The organism is Clostridia bacterium (genome assembly GCA_036562685.1).
In the GTDB taxonomy this organism is placed as follows: domain Bacteria; phylum Bacillota; class Clostridia; order Christensenellales; family DUVY01; genus DUVY01.
Genome location: DATCJR010000091.1, coordinates 1 through 20,672 on the forward strand (window position 1 = coordinate 1; position 20,672 = coordinate 20,672).

Here is a 20,672-nt window from a genome sequence, read left to right on the forward strand (position 1 = left end):
TTTTCTATTATGATAAATTAGAAGATGGTTATAAAATGGTCGGTAATGCCGTTCCAGTTAAAATGGCTTATATTATAGCAACTTCAATAAAAGAACAAATAGAAAATGCTGAAAGACTTTCAGACAATATATTAAAACAAGATATTGCTATCTAAAATAGCCATTAAAAAAAGACGGTTTTTAAAAAACCGTCTTTTTTCTTCGTAATCAGCAGGTCAGGGGTTCGAATCCCCTCATCAGCTCCAAAAAAAGCCGTTTTTATCTAGCATTCTAGTAAAAACGGCTATTTTTTTATATCTCATTGTCAATCTTTTAATAATCAATCACATTATAACCAACTGATTTTTTGATTTTTTCTTAAAAAGTGACAACTATCATAATACTCGTTTTTGGAATTAAATGAATTTATAGCTGTTTTAAAGTCAAAAAGAATTTTAGGCCATAAAAGGCACCTTTAAAGTATTAAAAATATCTAAATCATAACACAAAAAACAGATTTTTAGAGTTTAATCAATAAAGCAAAATTAAAATTACATTAAAAATTTTTATTGCTATTGAAGTACCGATTTTTGCATGTTATAATTAATATATGATACTAAGGATATTATGGAAAATTACAAAAGCGATTCTAGAAGGGCTTGCAAAAATCATTTCTTATATGATTTTTAAGCTATATTTATGGATTCCGCTTTTGTTTGCCTTAATATTTACAGTATGTTCTGCTGCCGGGCTGTTTGCTTTTCAAAAATACATGCCTCATTTTATCGTGCTGGTATCTGGCGGCGTAATTTTGAGCTTTTTGCTTTGCCTAAAAAAGTTATTTAATCCTAAGCCCAAAAAATCTAAAAAAGAACTTAAAAACCAAGAATCAGAACCTCAAAAGAAGAAAAGATGGTCTATCTTTCATAAACCCCAAAAACGCACTAATTTAGAATATGATCAGGTTTATGACGAATACGTTGAATCGCCTAAGCCTCAAAATGTCAAACCAAAATATGTAGATTATAAGCAGCAAAAAAAGCATCCCGAATTTGACGATATGCCTTATGTAAGCCCTAAGGACATTCAACAAAGACGACAAAAACGCAACGCAGAGTGGTTTAATACCACTTATGAAGTCGTGCCAGAGATAAAAGAAACACTAAATATTCCTGATCTAAAATCATATAGTAGCAATAATTATGATGTGGCGGTTGAAGAACCTGCCAAGCTGTACCGCACTCGAAAAGATCCTTCGCTTTTTATCGCAGAATATCCAGATAGATTAGAATATTATCGAAAAACCCCTAACGGCATGGTGCTCGTAAGCGTAGAAGAAAACGCTCTCAATTATCAAAGAAATTAACTGTATTTTTGCTCAAACGATAGAATATATTTAAACTATCCATATTTCCAATCCGTCGCGTTTTTTGCGGCAAAGGAGCAAATTTGGTGGAAAACAAATATCGTCTATCAAAAGAAGAAAACCTGGCTTTGGCAAAAAACTTAGTTACAAAAAGCATTTATTCAAGCGCGAGATTAGAAGGCATCAATATTTCGCTTGCAGAAACAAAAGCCATTTTGGACGGTATCGATGTTACAAGAATCAGCAAAAGCAGTGTTGCGCTTATCAACGACCTAAAAACAGCATGGGACTACACACTAGACAATATTGATACTCAAATCAATCTTGAACTGTTATGTACAATCAATTCTTTGGTGCTAAAATCTATTGAAGATTTTTGCGTCGGAACTTTAAGAGAAACAGAAATGGAAGTAAGCGGAAAAAATATTTTACCGCCGCCTAACAAAGATAAAGTAATATCAGACCTAGAAAAAATTCTTAATAACGGCACCAAAACCCAGCAGGCAATAGAGTGCTTTTTATACGGATGCAGTAATCAATTGTTTTCTTTAGGAAACAAAAGAACATTTATGATAGTATCCAATATGATATTGATACAAGACGGTGCTGGATTGATGATTGTAGATGACAAAGACCTTATTGATTTTAATCTTAAATTGCTATATTTCTATAATACAGCTAAAAGCCAGCCGTTAAAAGATCTGCTGTATAACAACTGCATAATAGATAAATAAATGCCCTGGATAAAATTTCCCAGGGCTTGTTTTTATTCGTTTCGAGGTAATTTTGACAGGTCGTAAGGAGTTTCTTGATATACCGCGTAATTGAGCCAGTTGTTAAACAACAGCATAGAATGGCTTCTCCATGTCATAGGCGGTATTTTGCCTACTTCATCATTTATATAATAATGTTTGGGTATATCAATATTGAGTCCTTTTCCAATATCTCTCATGTATTCATTGTGAAGTGTATCTGCATCATATTCACTATGGCCTGTAACATAAATATGTCTTAAATTTTTGGACGCTACTATATACACGCCAGCTTCATCAGATTCGGACAATATCTCCAATGAAGGATGTTTCAATATATCTTCACGCCTTACTTCTGTATTTCTTGAATGCGGAGCCAAAAAGATATCGTCAAATCCTCTTACTATGGGATTGAGCTTAGAATTAAGAGTGTGCTTAAACACTCCGCTAATTTTTTTGGGCAAAGGATATTTTGGAATGCCATAATGATAATAAAGTCCAGCTTGAGCAGCCCAACATATATATAATGTTGAAAAAACGTTGGTGTCAGCCCATTTTATAATTTCGGTAAGTTCATCCCAATACGTTACATTGGAAAAATCCATGGTTTCCACAGGAGCGCCTGTTATAACTAGACCGTCAAATTTTTCGTCTTTTATCTGACTGAATGTTTTATAAAATTGCTCTAGATGAGACATTGCAGTGTGCTTGCTGTCGTAGCTTTCTGTTCTAAGCAGCACAACATCAACTTGAAGAGGTGAATTTGAAATCAATCTCAAAAGCTGATTTTCGGTTACTTCCTTTACAGGCATTAGGTTAAGAATAATAACTTTTAGCGGACGAATATCTTGTGAAGTCGCCCGTTCTTGCGTCATAACGAATATGTTTTCTTTTTGCAGTGCTTTGACCGCAGGCAATTCTCCCGTAACATTAACCGGCATATCTTAAACCAACCTCTTATTTTTTAGCATTTTTTATTTTATATATAATAAGTGAATAAAGATTTTTTGTCAATTGTTCAAAAAAACACAATTAGGAATATAAAAAAATTCGTCTGCATCAGTTCTGGATGCAGACGGAGCAAAAAATTTTAGTATATGTTGTGGTTTTAGGAGGTTATAAGCGTCGATTTTTTGTTTCGTTTATTCTTGCATTATAATCTTCTTCTTCAATATAGTTGCCCCAGATATCTCTTACATATTTTTTTGCTTTATAATCAACTATTTTGCTTCCATCTGTCGAGCTTACTACATTGGTAGGAGTAGTTGCATGTGCTATAGGTCTTTTAGAATGAGCCATAAGCTGTGCTTCAAGTTTTTGTTTGTTGCGCAAAGCTCTGCTCATAACAGCAACAAGTAAGAATATGAACAATAAGCCTGCCGCTGTCAACATAGTATAAACATTGTTCTTTAATAATGTGGGTATAAAACCAAAATGAGTAAAGTAAAATGCTTTGCTTATCATATCAGAAGTAACTATTTCATAATAATAAAAATATGTCTGAGCAACATAGAACAATCCTGCAAAAACTCCTCCGAACAAAATCAATTCGGTTATGAACTTTTTGAAGTTGCGTTTTACAGGCAATGTCTTAATAATTATTGTGATAAGCAAGCCGCCTGCTGCAGCCAATGCATACGGTGTCCAGAAAGGAAGTTTAGCGAATATGGGCAAAGTCCATCCTGCCCACTTGACTGCAAATATTGCCATTGGAACAATGGGTACGCTCATCGCAACCGCAATTCCAAAGAATGATATTATACCTAATATAATTTTTAATAACCATTTTAACAATTTCATGATGTTACCTGCCTTTGTTACAGTATAAATATACTATATCCCTAAAAAAAAAGCATTAACATCATATTAAAAAAAGATTAAAATTACATTAAAATTCATCTTTCGGCTGGACAATTTCGGGCTTAGGTACTTTTTTGTGCGACTTTCCCAATTTTTGTCTTAGCCGTTTTAAAAACAGACGCCATCTTGCAATTAAACCTTGATTAACCAGCTTATTATCCCCTTTTATTATGGGCGGAGGTAATTCCTTTATTTTCCCGTCTTCAATTTTACCTAATCTGTCTATGCCTGCTATAGAACAAAGCTCTTTTTGGCATACTGACAGGATCACTCCATAACCTAAGCTTTTGAGTCCATATACCGCTCTTTCTAGATATGGCTTTATTTCTTCATTTAAAAAACTATCTGCATCAATAATAATTATTTTTTTTGAGGTGGTGGACTGTGCGACAATGTTTAACAAAGCAGCCTGATAAGATGTTAGATTTTTTAGTTTAACATTAGCGTAATTTTTTAGTCCAAATCTTGTAAGTCTGTCTTTTATAATTACAAGCCTTTGAGCGCGCGGCAACTCAAGATGCGAAAATTTGTATTCAAGATATTCGGTAACGTCAAAAGTCCCAAACAAAACGCTGGTGCGTAAAATATATCGGTCTGAATTACTCAAAATAATATCAGACAATACCGTATCATCTTCTATCAGCAACACAATGTCTTTTTTTTGGGTTGCAATGATTTTTAAAAAAAGCCGTTTTAACGGAACGTTTTCTCCCAACAATGCCATTGCTTCGCCTTGATTAATTTTAAGACTGACGTTATCCAAAAAAACTTCATCACCTCTTTTTAAAGTTATACTGCCTGTTAATTCTTGAGTCATAATCCCTAACCAACCTTTTGAATTCTTTGAGGTCAATATATGAATTATGTCCACAGAATTTAGCTCTATACTAAAAAACTTAAAAGTTTCCCTTAAAAAGACCTTTTATACATCGCCAAAAAGGTGCAAAAAAACAGAATAATTTCAAAAGGTCTATTCATACTAAAGGTATGATAATGATAAACGGCGGACAAAGACTTGAAGGAGATGTTATTATCAGCGGCAGCAAGAATGCAACTCTTGCTATCATTGCTGCTGCCTGCTTATGCGATTCGCCTGTAGAATTGCACAATGTTCCTTTGATCGAAGATATTTTTGATATGCGTGAGATACTGTATTCTATGGGATGTCGTACTCACTTAGACGCCCATGGAGTAATGGTCATAGAACCAAACACCCTAAACAGCTGTTTCGCAACTCATCCCAAAATGCACAGCATAAGAGCAGCAAGCTATTTTATGGGAATGCTTATAGGCAGATTCGGAATGGGCTGCGTAAGCATGCCGGGCGGCTGCAAAATCGGCTCACGCCCTATCAACTACCATTTAGACGGTTTTGAAGCTTTGGGCGTAAAATGCCGTATGGTTGAAGATAAAATATTTCTCAATAGCTATGGAGAACTATCAGGCGGCGATATTACTCTGCCCTACCCGTCTGTGGGGGCAACGGTCAATCTGATGATTGCTGCTGTGCGGGCAAAAGGCAAAACAGTAATCAAAAATGCCGCAACCGAACCAAATGTAATTGATGCGGCTAATTTTTTGATTTCGATAGGTGCAGACATTCAAGGTGTGGGTACTCCTACTATAACTATAAACGGAGTGTCAAGGCTTGTTCAAATCACACCTTACACAATTTCGCCAGACCATATAGAAGCAGGCACATTTTTGATATATTGCTGTATTTGCGGCGGAGATCTGGTATTAAAAAACGCAAAAGCAGATGACCTTACCAAAGTGATCGCTGTTTTAAAGGAAATGGGCGCGAAAATCGCTTATGAGCATAATATAATAAAAATATCTGTAGATCGCAGGCTAAAATCCGCACATATCACTACAGGACCGCATCCCGAATTTCCTACTGATTTGCAGCAGCTTATGCTCAGTCTTATGGCGATCTGTAATGGAGTAAGCACAATAACAGAAACAGTATTTGAAAACAGATTCAGACAAGTAGAAGAACTCAATCTAATGGGTGCCAAAATCAATATTCAAGGCAATACTGCCGTAATAGAAGGAGTTGAAAAGCTAGAACCGTCCAAGCTCGCGGCAAGCGATCTTAGAGGAGGTGCTGCCTTGATAGGTGCGGCACTTAGCGCTCGCGGTGTATCAATAATCAGCGGAGATAATTATATCAGCCGCGGATATCAGGATATTGTAGGCAAGCTGTCTAATATTAACGCGGTAATAGACTATTACGGATAATAGATTTTTAAACTTGAGAGATTGTCAAGTCTCCGTCATGTTTGGCAATAATAAGTTTTTTAGGCAAACGTTGCTGAAGTTCCTGACGATGAGAAATCAAGCCGATAATAAAATTACCTTTCAATTTGTCAAGAGTATCCATTACAGTATCAATAAGATCAGAATCCAATGTTCCAAATCCTTCGTCAATAAATAAAAACTCAACCGCCGCCGCTCCAGCACGTCTAGAAAGTGCGCGAGAAATAGCGATTGCCAAAGACAGCGAAACCAAAAATTTCTCGCCGCCTGACACTGTGCTTACATTGCGGTATTGACCGCTGTTGAGATAGTCTTTGATATAAAAACCGTTATCATATTCTAATTCGAACTGTCCCATAGTCAATTTGTTGAGATATTCGCTAGCTGTATATGTGAATTCATATATATACTCCTGAGCCATAAACTCCATAAGTTTATTACTTTGGGTAAGCTTATGGAGTTCCTTGACCAAGTCAAGCCTTTTTTGAGTTTTGGTAAGCTCTTTTTGTGTATGATTATATTTGATTAAATCGTTTTTTAGTCGTTCTATTTCTCCGGTCAACGCACCAATTTTTTGTGTATATTCTCTCTCTAGCTTCGTGTGATCATCTAATTTTTGCTTTTCAGCATGTAACTGATCTTGATTTACTTCTTTTGAATTAAGTTTGGAAATCTCACGAATCAAGCTTTCCAGCTTAATCTGAGCTTTTTCTAATTCAGACTTTTCTTGTGTCAACGCTCTTTCGGCTGCTCTTTCTGTTTCTATTATTTTCTTGATTTTTTCATCAAGTTCTTTATAGACTATTTCAGAAGACTTTAGCGCTGTATGCAGGCTGTCAAAAGAACCCAAAATTTCTTTTAGAGTGCTTTCTAATTCATTGATCTGTTCTTTTAAGTCTTTTCCCTCTTGCTCAATAGTTTTTAAGGTAAGTTTTAAAACATCTAAGGTTTTGGTCATCTCTTGTTTTTTGGTTTTTCCCTTATTTAGCTGATCTGTTAGCTTTATGCATTTTTCTTTAACTTCACTAAAAATATCATTAATTTTGGAACAGTCATAGTCAAAACTATTTAGTTCTTCTTGTATTGTTTTTTCTTTTATTTTATTTTCTTCAAGTTCTTTTTCTAGGGTGCTGATTTTTTGAGCGTTGGCAGCAACTGTGGCGTTTATGTCAAAAAGCCCTTTTTCAAAAAAATCTATCTGCTTTTTTATGTCGTCTATGTTTTGGTTGTTTTCATTATCTTGCTGTAACTGCGTAATTATATTGTTGCATACCGGGCAATGATCGCCGATACTCACTCGACTTTTTAACAGCGATGCAGCATTATGCATTGAAATATGCTCATATTGCTCTTTTTTCTCGTCTAAATCTTTTTTGCATTGCTGCTGCTCTTTTAAACTCTTAGCCTGTATGGCAACAAGCGCATCCAACTCTTGCTGTTTCGATTGAATATTTTCTATAACTTCTTTTAACTGCTTGGACAAGTCCTTAAATTTTTCTGTTTTTTTAGAAAAAGCACTGTATTCTTCTGTAATTTTTACAGGCAGGTTATCATCAAATTCAAGAGTAATTTTTGCGGACTGCTCCAATAATTTTAACTGCTCTTGTATTAAAATGGAAATATCATTTTGCGCTTTTTCTGTGTTTTCTAATTCTTGTGTATAACTTTTTATATCAGCACTAATTTTTTTGTATTCTTCGGCCTTTTTTTGCTTTTTTTCTATTAAGATCTTGATCTTTGCTTCAATACCGCTGTTTTTATTTAAAGAATCTATATATGATTTTAATTGCTCTTTTTTTTGAGTGAGCTCTGTTTGCTGTTTTGTCGCCTCTGCCGCCGCCTGATAATCAATTGAAAGCTTCTCGATATTATGCTTTTTTAGTTCAATATCATTTTTTATATTTTGAATTTCGGATGCAAGCTTTTGGTATTCAATAAATTCTTTATAGCTCTTTTCCAATTCAAAATATGATTTTTCCAATTCTTTCTTTTTTTGTGTAATCTTAATTTGTCCGTCTTGTAAATCTTTCAGCTCTTTGGTTTTATCATCTATTGTTTTTTGGTCGATATGTCCAAGGCTTTCTAGTATGCTCTCATGAATCTTTTGCGTACTTTCTAATTCTCTTTTTTGCTCCAAAACTTTTTTATTAAGTTCTTCCCCATACTTGTCCAAAGAAAAAATATTGCCTATCATCTGCTTGCGGGCGGAATCGTTTTGAGAAATGAATTTGTCATATTCTCCTTGAACCAAGACCACGCATTTTGCAAAATCGTTAACATTAAGCTTTAGAAGATCGGTAACATAGTTATTGACATCTCTTACACCTTCCGCCAAAGAAATCTTTTTATCCGTTATATCAAAAATTTCCGCAACCATCTTTGTGCTTTTATAAGGCTGCAGCTTTCTTGATATTTGATAGATTTTATTTTGATTGCCTACATTAAGCGAAAAGACAAAGTCAATTTCGGCGGTTTTGTCCGTAAGATTGACAATATCATAATTGCGATAATTCAAGTTATTAGGAAGGTCGCCGTATAAGGCGATTATTATGCTGTCAATAATAGCTGATTTTCCGCTGCCGCTGTTTCCGCAAATTCCAAAAACGCCTTCGCTAGAAAGGCTTTCAAAATCTATTATTTGTTCGGTTATATAATTTTTTATGCCCTTAATGCGCAGTCTAAGGGGTTTCATACATTACTCTCCATGATCTCTAAAAACAGATTAATCAGCTCTTCTTTTGGCTGTGTGCCAAATTGACTTTGGTAATATTCAATAAAAATTTGCCTGTCGCTCTTTTGGATTCTGTCTTTTAAATTAATCTTTTTTCGTTCAGGCAGTATTAGCTGAAGCCGCAATAAATTGGGAAACGCCTTTAATGCTTTGCTGTCGCTGTCGGTCAAACTTTCTTGCAGCTTCAAGTCAAGCCAAACCCATTTTTCACTATTTTTTTCAAGCATTTCCATAGCATGCATTACATTGTCCGCCGCCAATCTTATAAGAGACTTGTATTTTGTAATAGGAACACGCTTAAGATCTTTTATTCCATTTTTATCAATATCAGCTATAATTACGGACTTTTGATTGCTTTCATCAAAAGCATACGGCATTATTGATCCGCTGTAATAAATATTATTAGTTTTGGATATAGTTTGAGGCTTGTGTATATGACCTAGTGCGGTATAATGCGCTTTTGGAAAAGTATCTATCGGGATAATGCGTGCACCGCCCAATTCGATCTCTCTTTCGTCACCTTCTTTTACACCGCCTACACAAAAAAGATGGCTTAAATTAATATTAATCGTATCCTCTCTAAAGCCCAAAGCCCCTTCATATAACCGATTTTTTACCCTGTCTATATAAGTTGAATTAGGATCTATAACATCGCCCAGCCTTGAATCAGACGGATAAGGCAAAAGATTGATTACCGCTCTTTCGCCGTTTATGTCCATTTGGATATAACCCTTGCCTGCTGTAATCTTTTTTGCCGAATAAGTTATATCATGTTCGCCGGCTATTACGATATTGCAGTACAAAGCCATCTCTTTGGCTGCGGACAGTCTTACCGGATCGTCATGATTGCCCGCGATGACAACGACGGTACAAAGCCTGCCTAGCTTGACCATGCTTTCATAAAACAAACTCTCTGCAGCAGCTGAAGGCAATGCTGTATCAAAAACATCGCCTGCAATAAGCGCAATATCCACCTTTTCGCGGTCCGCTATTTCAATTATTTCATCCATTACGGCTTGCTGCTCTTCCAGCCTATCGACATTGAAGAGCTTTTTGCCTAGATGCAAATCGGCTGTATGAAGTATTTTCATAGCTCTTATTGTAACACAATTAAGAGGTTAGAACAATGCATTAGAAAAAAACAAAGATTTTAATATAAATACTGTTTTTGTATAGACTTGAAGTTTATATTAAAAAATGCTATTATTTATTCCCATATATCTTTTCAGGGGTTAGTATAATGTTTGCAAGTTTTTCAAGCGAATATCTTTTGGACAGCTATACAGGTCTTGATAACCTGTTTATTTCCGAATACCTTCCGCAAGCTCCCGATATGTGTATCAAGGTGTATGTTTACGGATTGTTTTTATGCTCACATTCTCATACTCCTGATAATGATCTGGAAGCTATGGCGCGCACGCTGTATATGCAGCCATCAGAAATAATCGATGCTTTTACATATTGGGCAGAATTGGGACTTGTTTCCATTGTTCAGCATAATCCTTTTTGCGTAAAGTACCTGCCGCCTAAAAATGCTCTCAATGTGAAAAAATACAGTGCGACAAAATATCATGACTTTAATATGCAATTAGAGGCAATGTTTGACCGCGAAATTTTGCCTAATGAATTTAACGAATACTACAATGCTATTGAGACCTATCATATAGAACCTGAAGCTTTTTTGCTTATTGCAAAATACTGCATCGACCTAAAAGGCGGAAATATAAATTATAGATATGTTTTGGCTGTGGCAAGAAACTGGGCAAACGCCGGAATTACCACATGCGAAAGAGTAGAAGAAAAAATCCTGGAGTATGACAAAGTATCTGAAGAGTTATCTCTTGTAATGAAAGCTTTGGGCAGCCGTAAAAAAGCCGATATTGACGAAAGAGCTATGTATCTAAAATGGAAAGAAGAATTTTTGTTTGACCAAAACACTATTTTGACAGTTGCTCAAAGAGTGAAAAAAGGCGGATTCACTAAACTCAACAGTGAACTTACAAAATACTATGAAAACAAAATGATGACTATCCAAGAGATAGAAGCATTTGAAAATAACCGCGAGAAGCTGTATGCTCTTGCGCGAAAAATCAACCGCACTATTGGCGTATATTACGAACAATTAGACTATATTATAGAAACCTATATCAATGATTGGATTTCAAAGGGCTTTGAAGAAGATGCGCTATTATTGATCGCTGATGCATGTTTTAGAAAAAATATCCGCACGCTTGACGGCATGAATGGACTTATCGGAAAACTTTACAAACAAGGACTAGTCAGCGCAAACAGCATTATTTCACATCTGGAAAGATTGAGCGTTATTGACAAAAAGATAAGCGAAATTTTTGAAGCTTTAGGAATAGAAAAAAATATCACAAGCTGGGATAGAGACAGCTACAGGACTTGGACTTATTCTTGGGGAATGAGTGATGAATTGATTTTGTTTTGCGCTTCCAAAGCAAGAGGCACAGCTTCGCCTATGGCTTATATGAATAAAATTCTGTCAACATGGTATGACCAAAAAATCACAACGCTTGAACAGGCAAAAGCATTTCATTTCCCTTCCACAGCTTTGGATACTCAAACAACTTCAAAAATGCAAAACGAGAGAAAATATACTCAACAAGAACTTAATGCGCTAATAGATGATATCACTAAGGTAGAATTTTAATATGATTTTGAAAGATATCTTAGAACAATATAAAGACAGGCGCATGCGGGCGCAAATGTTGGCAGAGTTTAATTATCAAAAAGCTCTTGATGATAAAGAGTTCTTTGAACTTGAAAAAAAATATAGAGCTCTTAATATCGAATACGCCAAAAATTCAACTCAAGAATTATTGGCAAAATTAACTGAAGTTCAAAAAACTAGGGAAGAACTTTTAAAAAAACTAGGTCTTATCATAACTCCTCAATATCAGTGTAAAAATTGTCAAGATACAGGCTATAAAAACGGCAAGCTATGCTTGTGTGTAAAACAAGAAGTAAAAAAACACATATCTGATATTTGCGGTATTCCCAAAAACATAGAATGCGATTTTGAAAAATGCGATCTTAGCGTTTTTAAAGACCAAGACCAAAGAAAAGTCATGAGTGATACTTATGACAAAATGAAACAATATTGTTCTAAGTTCCCTAACACGGCAATTAACTTAATGGTTTTTTCAGGTGCTACCGGAACGGGAAAAACTTATCTTATCAGCGCAATAGCCACCGAATTATCTATGGCTGGATTTGATGTTTTCTTTACAACGGCTTTTGGGCTTAATAATATATTTTTAAAAAGTCATACGGCAGATATAGAGCAAAAATCTCAATTTATAGAACCGCTTTTAAAATGCGATTTGCTGATTATCGACGATTTGGGAACTGAGCCTGTTTATCGCAATGTAAGTCAAGAGTATTTATACACCATAATAAACGAGCGTAAAATCAACAAGCAGCATACGCTTATTTCCACAAACCTGACTCAAGACGAAATACTAAGTCGATACGGCGAAAGAATATTTTCTAGACTTAACAACAAAGCCGATTCGTTGTTCTTGTCTTTAGAAGGAAAAGATATAAGGCTTAATAAAAAGAATAACCAATAATTTTCAGCTCACAAAAACACCAAAATTGCCGATTTATACTTGCCAACATTTATACGATATATTATAATTTATAAGCATTGCAATTTAATAGGCAAACGGCTTATGCTGATGTAGCTCAGCCGGTAGAGCACCTCCTTGGTAAGGATGTACTCATACCAAAAAAACCAAATATGCTGCTGTGGCTCAGTCGGTAGAGCGCGTCCTTGGTAAGGACGAGGTCATGGGTTCGATTCCCATCAGTAGCTCCAAAAATGGCAAAAAACCGCTCGAAATGGGCGGTTTTTCTCTATTTATCGCAATTTTTGGCAAAATCATACTTTTTTACTTTCGTACTTTTTTCTAAAATTTTCGTACTTTTTTTGCCATTAGCAAGTTTTGGTTTAACCTATATAAAAAAATAAGTACGAAACGAGTACGAAATTTGATAGGTGTAAATCCTTGCTGTGTGTCTGTGTTTGTTTTTGTAAGTTTTATCGGTAAAATATAAGTACGATAATTAGTACAAAAAAAAGCCGAGTCTATCAGCATTATGATAGGCTCGGCTATATAATATTTTAGCGTGTTACCACATGTTCTCTTGAGAATATTTCATCTACAATCTCTGCCGCTCTCTTATCATCATTTTGGAACACTTTTCTGTATTTTTGTTTTGTGACCTTATCGTTAGCATGTCCTGCTCTGTCCGCTATCATTTCACTCGATATTAAATTTGATGCGTATTGAATCGATATGTTAGTCGTGCGTAAGGAATGAAAGTCGACATCTTTGAGGTTGTATTTTTTCTGAAGCTTTTTCCACCATCCGTATATAGTTGATGGGTGCACTGGTTTTCCGCTTAGCTGAAGAAACAAGTAGGGAAGTCCCTGATACCTATCGCCTAATATGTTCTCAACATAATCATTCCACCAGGCTTTGTATTTTTTGAGCTGATTTGTAAGCGAGGAAGGCATTGAATATGATTTTGCGGAGTGTTCAGATTTCGGGGTTTTTTCGATGACACCTTTTCTTGCCACTGATGTTCTTGACCTCTTGACATCCATAATGCCATTTTCCAGGTCAAGATCTGACCATTGCAACCCTGCCACCTCACCTCGTCGTCTGCCCATATATATACCTATCATTACTGCTGTAACAGCTCTTAAGTCCTTTTCCTTTTCAATGCATTCAAGAGTATCCAGAGTGTCGTCCAAATCCATGATTTCTTTTTCTTTCGGTATTCCTTGTATACCTTTGACATATTCTGCTGAGGCATAGTTTTTATCTAGTATTTCAAACCTCTTTGCCAAGGACAGCATGTGCTTAAATATTCTCACGATTTTAGCAAGTGTTTCAGATGAATAATGTCTTGTTTCGTTGATGATTGTGAACAGTTCATCTGCAGAGCTTTGAAGTGCGTTAGCTATTTTTTCAGCCGATTCCAAAGCTACATTCTTTCCGCTTACAGCACTTTTTAATGTGGCATCAGATATTCCAGCAAGCATTGCGAATTTACACAAGCTCAGTTTCCTATCCTTAATTTTCTTTCTTATCATAGCTTTGGGTGTTACCGTTGTTTGTACATATGTAAGGCTAGAAAGGTTATCAATGAAGTTCTGTGTTACTAACGGTTTGAGTTCGTTTAGCTTATAGTTCCCTAAGATGCTTAATATGAGAGTGGTGTGGGTTTGGCAGGATGAATGGTAGTTTGCCGATGTGTGTTTTTCCATATAGTCAAGAAATATTACGCTGTATTCTTTTAGCGTTGCATTTTCATCTATGTTAAACGGATTATGTAAATTTGCTTTAACATGTTTTTCATATTCCAATGCGAAAGCTTCAGCAGCCTTATCCTGATCTCTTTTTGTAAGTCCTTTTGGTGGCTCCCATGTCGTTGTGGCTGTTTTGTACTTACCGGTCTTTTCATCCTTGACAGGAACTTGGATACGGTAATTGATGCCTTTCTTTCTAATTTGTCTAATTACTGTTGCCATAAATAACCCCCTTTTTTGTTAGTACAAACAATACCGTTATCATCTGATAAAGTCTAGAGAAAAGAGGCTATTTCCCACATAAATATCTTATTAAATCATCAAGGTCTATAAGGAACTTTTTACCTATAAGGGCATAGTGTATAAGGTTTTGTTTGCATAATATCCTGATGCCATTTGCCGTTACAGATGTGCCAGCATCAAGCTCTTTTATCTCACGCATAGCTTCATTAATCGTTCTCATTCTTTTCATATCATTCTTTTCCCTTGCTTAGTTGTTTAAATATCTGGTTAGTTCCCGTTGCGGTAAGACCACTAGCACCACCTATGATGATAGCCATTAATATATTGTCAGCTGGGACAATGCTTGGCATCGCATAAAAGGCTATTAATCCTATACCTGCTCCCAGCGCTACTGACAAAAGGGGAATTATTTGTTTAAAGATTTCATTCCCCTTGACTGCATGCTTTATTATCTCCATCACGCTATACACCACTGCCGCTATACCAGGCACACTTATTAAATTCAAATACTCTTCCATATATATACCTCCCTATTTCTTGTGAGCGTTTTGCTCTAATAAATATTGATAAAGTTCATCATTTACTTCGGCGTAAGTTTCCATTGCATCCAGCATCTCACCGTTATGCTTTCCGTCTCGTATTGCAAGAGCATTTGCATAAGTCAGCTTTCCAACAGAATTAATTGATTTTAAGATAAGGATGTTTTCTTTGGCTATAACCTTATCTCGTTCCTCGTCCTGTCTGTCTTTACGCTTAAAGTATCTTTGCAAAAAGAAAAGCGCCATACCCGATATGACGCTTGCAAACACTGATATTATAATTGTTATTACATCCAATCTTCTTTCTCCTCTATTTTAGCCAGTCTGGTTTATCTGGTATTACCCTAGTTTCTGGAGCATTTAGCCAAGCGGTATACCAATCTTGAAACTCTTGTTTCTGTGTGTCCGTAAAGTTAACGTAAACAGTGTTGTACCACATTTGACTTCTATCTGTTATGCTGAAGCACTCTTCTTCCCTTCTTAGGCGTATATTTAAAAGCACCAATTCGTCAGGGAATATCCTATCTTTTTCAACAATACTGTCTTCTTCAAAGAACAACGCCCTGTCACCAGGTGTTGAAAAAAACCTTTCATACAGGGTATCATCGTCAATCTCTTTATATGGTTCAATCACTTCGTCCGTCGTATCTTCCATGTATACACGTAGTATCATATTATTCGTGTCATAGCTTGCTTTAACCATATCTTACTCCCTTAACCGTATGTATATCCTATTGCTATCCATTGTGTTGGGTTTCCGCCATATCCCCTATGTGTAAACCCAGTCGTTTCCTTACTATAGCTAAAAACCCAACCATAAAAATTAGCTGTGCCTTCTCCGCCTACATATGTAGTACATACCGTATATCTTAGGTCTGAAAAGCTTTTTCTAAAATTAACTCTATACATACCACCCGAACTGCCGCTAGGAGTATAGTATCCCCACTGAATAGTAAATCCGTCATCAAACCTTATATACGAGGACAAAGTCCCACCGCTACTAGCATCTTTATATTTTGTAAACAGACACTGCCAATTAAACACTTCTGTCCAGTTCATATCACCTGCTGAATGTTGATGACTTGCATAAGCTGCACCTATTTCATATGCGGTTAGATTAACATTACCCGTCCTGTATTTAGTTTCATTATTACCTTTAATTCCCGTTATCGTATTTGCTTGAGCCCCTAGTTCTATCCCGCTTAGCTTTTCTTTTTCACTAGCCGTGATATGCAAAGCAGTGTTAGCAATATGATTATCCGAACTCGTGCCTTGTGTTGATGTAGCAAAGTCAGATGCGTGCTTGCCATCCAATGTATCCGCATTGTTTGCAGTACCCGATATATCAATATTGCCTGTTCCGGTCAGAAGCGAAGCCGGTACTGACGTTATAGGTATAGTGATTGCAGATGTGCCATTAAAAGATTGGGCTGTTGCCGTTACTCCAGACAAACCTATGCTCCTTGAACTCTTTAGCTTAACGGCTATTTCTGCTTCAATAGGCAAATCAATCAGTGTGCCGTCCGCGTTCTTAATGTTCGGTCTGTACGCCATTAATCATCCTCCCTCTATATCACCTTAAAGAACAAACCGCCTGTAGCCAAGCTTGCGCTTGGTGTCGCTTGTCCAGAAGCCCCTATCTCTATCATCTGCCCGCCCGCTATAGCAATGCCCTTAGAATTAACCTCTATTGCACTGTAAGTTCCTTCTGTTATTCCGCTGTCACCAAGATCTATTGAAATACTCTTGTCCGCACTACCGTCAATGCTTTGTGAACCAGTCCCCGATATTGCTGAGCCGTCACTCTTAATCCCTGAACCTACGCTAACATCAATCGTTCTTGCTGTCGTCCATTTACCAGCAATATTTGCTGTATTTGAACTCGTTGCAGTATCAGCAGCAGCGGCTTTAGGTACTTTGGTTGTGCCGTTAACAATGTTTGATATATCGAAAGCATTTGCAGTAGCTGAACTCTTAGCTGAATCGGCTGTAGCCTTAACTTCATTGACAGCTCCGGATACTGTTTTGTCCGTTGTGCTGAAAGCTGAATCTGTTATGGTCTGATAGTCAGTCAAATCAACCTTTGCTGTTTCCAATCGGCTGATTTCATAGTACCCGTAAGTACCTGTATTTGTTTCAAGTACAGCACTTATCCAGTAATCCGGCACATCAATATCTTTTATATATAGGTTGTCACCAACCTTGTATGCAGTACTATCAGCAGTTTTAAGTACTGTTGTCATATTGGAGACAGTTTCAAATACTCCGGCTTTTTGTCTGCCTTCGGCAATCGCATACGCACTGTCTGCTTTGCCCTGAGCATTACTGACTAATCCCCTTATATCGCTGTGAGCTGTTAAGTTTATATTGTGCTCGTCAACAGCACCTAAGCTTTCAGCACCGATATTAGTAGCCGTTATATTTACTTGACCTTTTCGGTACTCTGACTCAGCGTTACCTTTAACACCAGTAACTACCCCTCCGTCAGTAATTGATTTTACCTTTGCTGCTATCTCATCAATAGCAGTTTTTGTGTTTGTTGCTGTCAGTGCTGACTCTGTGTTATCATATAGCACTATATCCGCATCGGTCTCCGGATGTAATAGCAATGAGTCGCTTGCCGATACCTTCTGTATGATCTGATATTGTTTAGTTGTTTGAGCCATTAGATTTCTCCCTTTAGTAAAAATACATAGTTACCTATCTGCAAGTCAGTTGGCATTACCTCAGCTGTTTTTACCCTGCCTTCAGTTATTTCTTTTAATGCTATCTTTTCGGCATTATCTGCCGATGAGAGCACCAATAGATATGAGCCGTCAATTACATCAGCTAAATCTACTTGAACATAATCGCCGAGGCGAGAAGATAAAAGATTGAGTTCTTTTGCTGCTTTATCGCCATTAAGCTCAATTCCGTTAATCTTAGGCTTGTTTGTAAGTCTAGGATAATCATCAGAAACCGTTATGTCCTTATCCAGCGCGACACTAACTTCATCTCTTTGTGTGACACTACACCGTATATCTACACCTTTCTTGATATTGCACTTTATATTCTCACCCACTGTTTACCTTCTTTAGAACTTCTATTAGTCCGTTATGCTCGGCGGTTATGACCTCTCCACTTTTGAAATATATAGTTATATCAAAGCTTGAAAACCCTGGTGGAAAAGCAATCGTCTGTTCTTTTTCAAGCCGTACAAGATATCCTTGATTAGTCAACTGCGCTGCAATAGATATGTTCAATCTCTTACTAGAAAACAGCACTTTATCAACTGTGTTAGCTTCAACACCCTCAAGCTCGATTTCCGCATCAAACACATCGCCCTGAATAATAGTTAAAATTTCACACCTCCATAAACACAAGACCGTTGACAGTATTTATTTCGCCTGTCTTCTTATTGACTTCAACCTTGCAAGATATTTCTTTTAGGTGTTTTTCGTTTATCGCTAAAGTATTAAAAATGGCGGGTGTCACCTGACTGCCCGCCGTATAATCGCTCTTTGGCTCGTTCCAATCCGCCATCTAACTTCTCCTTTATTTCTTTCTCCCTCTAGTTTCCTGTCTAAGCCCGCCATCATAAATAAATCTATTATGCTCACAAACTAGTTGTTTGCTGTCCTCGAACCTGTCGGTATATGTGTATTCGTCTGTTAGGTCTAGCTTGGTATTACCTTGCCACACGGCCGTAACAACGCCCTCACCTGGGCGAAGTTTTTGCAATAGTTTGAAAGCTATCCCATTTGCGTGTTCATAACTTTGCACAAGGGCTGTTGTTGAATGGCTATATTCTGTTACACCGAATTGCTTTATACTATCCTCATCTCTTGCCTTTACTGTCATTGTATTTGTAGATATGGCATTACCTGTAACCTTTATTATTGCCGTTTGGTTTTGTGTGTCTGTATTAGTTACAGTAACCTCACCTGCGTTAACACCAAGTTTAATATTTGATATTGTTAGATATGGATTATCTGACTCTACAAAAGCGTCTGCTATTTCAGAGCTAAAATCAAGGCTTAACACAATCGACTCCAAACCTGTCATTGTTACTTGTGTTTGAGCAACAGTCATAATATCTTCAGACACTAGGACTTCGCTGTACTCGACCTTCACCTCGTTTGCAAACTCAGTCAGGCTTATATTAGATGATGCTGAGAACATATTTCCGCTGTGTATATTAACATCACTTTGCTTAATTGTGCTATTCTCATCTGCTATCACTATACGGTCAAGTCTATTTATATATATCCGGCATAACGCTGAATTTGCTATTTCCTGAAGCGCGTCCCAATACGAGCATTTCGGCATGTATGCACTTGGTATAATTACATCAGCAAGGCTTTCAGATATTATATATCCATCGCTATTTAGACCAAGGCTAGAGAGTATATCCTCTGTGATTTCTTTTATTGACACATTTTCAGTAAACGGGAAGCCTATATATGTCTTGTTCTGCAGCCGCATGAGCTTGTCTGTTGCTGAACACTTAACCCACTGGCTGTCTTGGCTTATCTGCCATTCATCTGAATAAAAAGTGCCTAGCTTGGTGTACTCTATGCCCCCATCTTTTTCGATACCGATATATGGGATGAGTTTTCTATTAAGCATCATCAATGTACGTAAATATCCTTTATCAAACTTACGGTTATGGTTATATATACTCACTGTCATTGCGTCTGAGGTTATGTTGTAGTTGAGCTCGGCTGAACCCAGTTCCTCACTTACTTCAAACATCTCAACGGCATCACCCTGATAGCTCTCATACAGCCTGTCGTAAAACTTGAGGATCTTGGCACAAGCATTGGGAAGGCTCCATTTAGATATAGTCAGCCGTATCCGTGTTATATCGTCAATCATAGGCTCTAACTTTACTTCTATATTATTGTTGTCCGTTATGCTCTCTGTCGTTATCTCTACATCATCGGTATAGTATGTAATCGTGAAGTCTACGGGGTATTGATTTAGTTTTACATCGCCTAAGATGATCCAAGAGATTATAGGTCTTTGAACGAATGACAATTCCAGATACGGCTTAGTCCCTAAGAAATTACCGTTTTCGTTACTGAGTGATTTACTCCACCATCCAACAACACAACTTTCATCCAGCATCTGAAAAGAATCATCCATTAATGCGTTACCGTCCATTGTACATGCTTTGACCGTGGGCAGAAGAAAACCTTTAAACACTTCCTCCGGATGACTTATTTGCGCAAGACTGTTTGATACAGGCACGATATCGTCGTTTATCTGGCTGTCGCTATAGATGATATCAACACGTCCATATACTTTACGTGGATTGTCTGAATATTCCATTATTAGCTCACCTCTCTACAAAGCTAACTGATACGCCCTGCCACATCAATCTCTTTCTTGCCCAGTCATAATACGGCATGTATGTAAGGTCTGTTCCTCTTGCTGTTATTGTCTTTATATCAGTCTTTTCGGCAGTGTTATAATCAATAGTAACAAACGCATCTGAGCGTAATTCCGAAGCTAACAGCTTCATGTCCGTGTCCGATAGATAATCCCAAGACACATCAATCTTATCTTTACTCCCGATTAAATCCACCACCATTGTCCCGTCCATAGTCCTTTCATA

General features: G+C 36.9%; 22 protein-coding genes and 1 tRNA gene. 6 read left to right on the plus strand and 17 right to left on the minus strand.

The genetic code is table 11. The annotated features are described in order from the left end of the window. Nucleotides 1–589 precede the first annotated feature (589 nt). Together VIL26_03915 and VIL26_03920 are read left to right on the plus strand one after the other, a co-directional pair. Nucleotides 590–1,345 (plus strand): hypothetical protein, encoded by a 756-nt coding sequence (locus VIL26_03915; protein HEY8390079.1) that lies wholly within the window; start codon nucleotides 590–592, stop codon nucleotides 1,343–1,345. Between the two features lie 86 nt (nucleotides 1,346–1,431). Beyond that, a complete protein-coding gene (locus tag VIL26_03920) occupies nucleotides 1,432–2,079 on the plus strand; it encodes a hypothetical protein (GenBank protein HEY8390080.1) in 648 nt (215 codons plus the stop codon). 32 nt (nucleotides 2,080–2,111) lie between these two features. Here the strand turns inward: VIL26_03920 and metA are convergent, their stop codons facing one another. The 3 genes from metA to VIL26_03935 form a co-directional block, all read right to left on the minus strand. Then, nucleotides 2,112–3,038, minus strand: coding sequence for a homoserine O-succinyltransferase (gene metA / locus VIL26_03925; GenBank protein ID HEY8390081.1), 927 nt, complete (start codon nucleotides 3,036–3,038; stop codon nucleotides 2,112–2,114). Nucleotides 3,039–3,213: 175 nt separating this feature from the next. Further along, entirely contained in the window at nucleotides 3,214–3,897 is a 684-nt protein-coding gene (locus VIL26_03930; GenBank protein HEY8390082.1) for a hypothetical protein, read from the minus strand. An 88-nt stretch (nucleotides 3,898–3,985) separates the two neighbouring features. Then, entirely contained in the window at nucleotides 3,986–4,774 is a 789-nt protein-coding gene (locus VIL26_03935) for a hypothetical protein (protein ID HEY8390083.1), read from the minus strand. A gap of 170 nt (nucleotides 4,775–4,944) precedes the next feature. Between VIL26_03935 and murA the strand changes: the two genes are divergently transcribed. Beyond that, nucleotides 4,945–6,198, plus strand: a complete 1,254-nt coding sequence (murA, locus tag VIL26_03940) for a UDP-N-acetylglucosamine 1-carboxyvinyltransferase (protein HEY8390084.1) — start codon at nucleotides 4,945–4,947, stop codon at nucleotides 6,196–6,198. Nucleotides 6,199–6,205: 7 nt separating this feature from the next. On the opposite strand, the gene VIL26_03945 is transcribed toward murA, so the two are convergent. Both VIL26_03945 and sbcD read right to left on the minus strand, forming a co-directional pair. Next, nucleotides 6,206–8,908, minus strand: coding sequence for an SMC family ATPase (locus tag VIL26_03945; protein HEY8390085.1), 2,703 nt, complete (start codon nucleotides 8,906–8,908; stop codon nucleotides 6,206–6,208). Beyond that, nucleotides 8,905–10,038 (minus strand): exonuclease subunit SbcD, encoded by a 1,134-nt coding sequence (gene sbcD, locus VIL26_03950; GenBank protein ID HEY8390086.1) that lies wholly within the window; start codon nucleotides 10,036–10,038, stop codon nucleotides 8,905–8,907. The genes VIL26_03945 and sbcD overlap by 4 nt, the downstream gene beginning before the upstream one ends. 149 nt (nucleotides 10,039–10,187) lie before the next feature. On the opposite strand from sbcD, the gene VIL26_03955 reads away from it, so the two are divergent. The 3 genes from VIL26_03955 to VIL26_03965 all read left to right on the plus strand — a co-directional run bounded on the left by VIL26_03955 (nucleotide 10,188) and on the right by VIL26_03965 (nucleotide 12,791). Then, nucleotides 10,188–11,621 (plus strand): DnaD domain protein, encoded by a 1,434-nt coding sequence (locus VIL26_03955; protein HEY8390087.1) that lies wholly within the window; start codon nucleotides 10,188–10,190, stop codon nucleotides 11,619–11,621. A 1-nt stretch (nucleotide 11,622) separates the two neighbouring features. Beyond that, nucleotides 11,623–12,543, plus strand: a complete 921-nt coding sequence (locus VIL26_03960; protein HEY8390088.1) for an ATP-binding protein — start codon at nucleotides 11,623–11,625, stop codon at nucleotides 12,541–12,543. A gap of 172 nt (nucleotides 12,544–12,715) precedes the next feature. After that, a tRNA-Thr gene (locus VIL26_03965) sits at nucleotides 12,716–12,791 on the plus strand. 306 nt (nucleotides 12,792–13,097) lie between these two features. Here VIL26_03965 and VIL26_03970 read toward each other — a convergent pair. The 12 genes from VIL26_03970 to VIL26_04025 all read right to left on the minus strand — a co-directional run bounded on the left by VIL26_03970 (nucleotide 13,098) and on the right by VIL26_04025 (nucleotide 20,660). After that, nucleotides 13,098–14,513 (minus strand): site-specific integrase, encoded by a 1,416-nt coding sequence (locus VIL26_03970; GenBank protein ID HEY8390089.1) that lies wholly within the window; start codon nucleotides 14,511–14,513, stop codon nucleotides 13,098–13,100. 67 nt (nucleotides 14,514–14,580) lie between these two features. After that, the gene (locus VIL26_03975; GenBank protein ID HEY8390090.1) at nucleotides 14,581–14,763 is read right to left on the minus strand and encodes a hypothetical protein; all 183 of its coding nucleotides are present in this window, start codon (nucleotides 14,761–14,763) and stop codon (nucleotides 14,581–14,583) included. Between the two features lies 1 nt (nucleotide 14,764). Then, nucleotides 14,765–15,052 carry a hypothetical protein gene (locus tag VIL26_03980; protein ID HEY8390091.1) on the minus strand — a complete coding sequence of 96 codons (288 nt, stop codon included), beginning with the start codon at nucleotides 15,050–15,052 and terminating at the stop codon, nucleotides 14,765–14,767. Nucleotides 15,053–15,064: 12 nt separating this feature from the next. After that, nucleotides 15,065–15,370 (minus strand): hypothetical protein, encoded by a 306-nt coding sequence (locus VIL26_03985; protein ID HEY8390092.1) that lies wholly within the window; start codon nucleotides 15,368–15,370, stop codon nucleotides 15,065–15,067. A gap of 13 nt (nucleotides 15,371–15,383) precedes the next feature. Continuing rightward, nucleotides 15,384–15,728, minus strand: a complete 345-nt coding sequence (locus VIL26_03990; protein HEY8390093.1) for a hypothetical protein — start codon at nucleotides 15,726–15,728, stop codon at nucleotides 15,384–15,386. A 59-nt stretch (nucleotides 15,729–15,787) separates the two neighbouring features. Beyond that, entirely contained in the window at nucleotides 15,788–16,627 is an 840-nt protein-coding gene (locus VIL26_03995) for a hypothetical protein (protein HEY8390094.1), read from the minus strand. Between the two features lie 14 nt (nucleotides 16,628–16,641). After that, on the minus strand, nucleotides 16,642–17,739 hold the full coding sequence (locus VIL26_04000) for a hypothetical protein (GenBank protein HEY8390095.1): 1,098 nt from the start codon (nucleotides 17,737–17,739) through the stop codon (nucleotides 16,642–16,644). Next, nucleotides 17,739–18,134 (minus strand): hypothetical protein, encoded by a 396-nt coding sequence (locus VIL26_04005; GenBank protein HEY8390096.1) that lies wholly within the window; start codon nucleotides 18,132–18,134, stop codon nucleotides 17,739–17,741. The genes VIL26_04000 and VIL26_04005 overlap by 1 nt, the downstream gene beginning before the upstream one ends. Then, nucleotides 18,127–18,390, minus strand: coding sequence for a hypothetical protein (locus tag VIL26_04010; GenBank protein HEY8390097.1), 264 nt, complete (start codon nucleotides 18,388–18,390; stop codon nucleotides 18,127–18,129). The genes VIL26_04005 and VIL26_04010 overlap by 8 nt, the downstream gene beginning before the upstream one ends. Before the next feature lie 25 nt (nucleotides 18,391–18,415). Beyond that, a complete protein-coding gene (locus VIL26_04015) occupies nucleotides 18,416–18,595 on the minus strand; it encodes a hypothetical protein (GenBank protein HEY8390098.1) in 180 nt (59 codons plus the stop codon). A gap of 12 nt (nucleotides 18,596–18,607) precedes the next feature. Further along, the gene (locus tag VIL26_04020) at nucleotides 18,608–20,218 is read right to left on the minus strand and encodes a hypothetical protein (protein ID HEY8390099.1); all 1,611 of its coding nucleotides are present in this window, start codon (nucleotides 20,216–20,218) and stop codon (nucleotides 18,608–18,610) included. 175 nt (nucleotides 20,219–20,393) lie between these two features. After that, a complete protein-coding gene (locus VIL26_04025) occupies nucleotides 20,394–20,660 on the minus strand; it encodes a hypothetical protein (protein ID HEY8390100.1) in 267 nt (88 codons plus the stop codon). Between the last annotated feature and the right edge of the window lie 12 nt (nucleotides 20,661–20,672).

Bases quoted from the DNA above. Each gene is read 5' to 3' on its own strand.
- VIL26_03915 (HEY8390079.1), top strand. From the start codon at position 590: ATGATACTAAGGATATTATGGAAAATTACAAAAGCGATTCTAGAAGGG.
- metA (HEY8390081.1), bottom strand. From the start codon at position 3,038: ATGCCGGTTAATGTTACGGGAGAATTGCCTGCGGTCAAAGCACTGCAA.
- VIL26_03930 (HEY8390082.1), bottom strand. From the start codon at position 3,897: ATGAAATTGTTAAAATGGTTATTAAAAATTATATTAGGTATAATATCA.
- VIL26_03935 (HEY8390083.1), bottom strand. From the start codon at position 4,774: ATGACTCAAGAATTAACAGGCAGTATAACTTTAAAAAGAGGTGATGAA.
- murA (HEY8390084.1), top strand. From the start codon at position 4,945: ATGATAATGATAAACGGCGGACAAAGACTTGAAGGAGATGTTATTATC.
- VIL26_03945 (HEY8390085.1), bottom strand. From the start codon at position 8,908: ATGAAACCCCTTAGACTGCGCATTAAGGGCATAAAAAATTATATAACC.
- sbcD (HEY8390086.1), bottom strand. From the start codon at position 10,038: ATGAAAATACTTCATACAGCCGATTTGCATCTAGGCAAAAAGCTCTTC.
- VIL26_03955 (HEY8390087.1), top strand. From the start codon at position 10,188: ATGTTTGCAAGTTTTTCAAGCGAATATCTTTTGGACAGCTATACAGGT.
- VIL26_03960 (HEY8390088.1), top strand. From the start codon at position 11,623: ATGATTTTGAAAGATATCTTAGAACAATATAAAGACAGGCGCATGCGG.
- VIL26_03970 (HEY8390089.1), bottom strand. From the start codon at position 14,513: ATGGCAACAGTAATTAGACAAATTAGAAAGAAAGGCATCAATTACCGT.
- VIL26_03975 (HEY8390090.1), bottom strand. From the start codon at position 14,763: ATGAAAAGAATGAGAACGATTAATGAAGCTATGCGTGAGATAAAAGAG.
- VIL26_03980 (HEY8390091.1), bottom strand. From the start codon at position 15,052: ATGGAAGAGTATTTGAATTTAATAAGTGTGCCTGGTATAGCGGCAGTG.
- VIL26_03990 (HEY8390093.1), bottom strand. From the start codon at position 15,728: ATGGAAGATACGACGGACGAAGTGATTGAACCATATAAAGAGATTGAC.
- VIL26_03995 (HEY8390094.1), bottom strand. From the start codon at position 16,627: ATGGCGTACAGACCGAACATTAAGAACGCGGACGGCACACTGATTGAT.
- VIL26_04000 (HEY8390095.1), bottom strand. From the start codon at position 17,739: ATGGCTCAAACAACTAAACAATATCAGATCATACAGAAGGTATCGGCA.
- VIL26_04015 (HEY8390098.1), bottom strand. From the start codon at position 18,595: ATGGCGGATTGGAACGAGCCAAAGAGCGATTATACGGCGGGCAGTCAG.
- VIL26_04020 (HEY8390099.1), bottom strand. From the start codon at position 20,218: ATGGACGGTAACGCATTAATGGATGATTCTTTTCAGATGCTGGATGAA.
- VIL26_04025 (HEY8390100.1), bottom strand. From the start codon at position 20,660: ATGGACGGGACAATGGTGGTGGATTTAATCGGGAGTAAAGATAAGATT.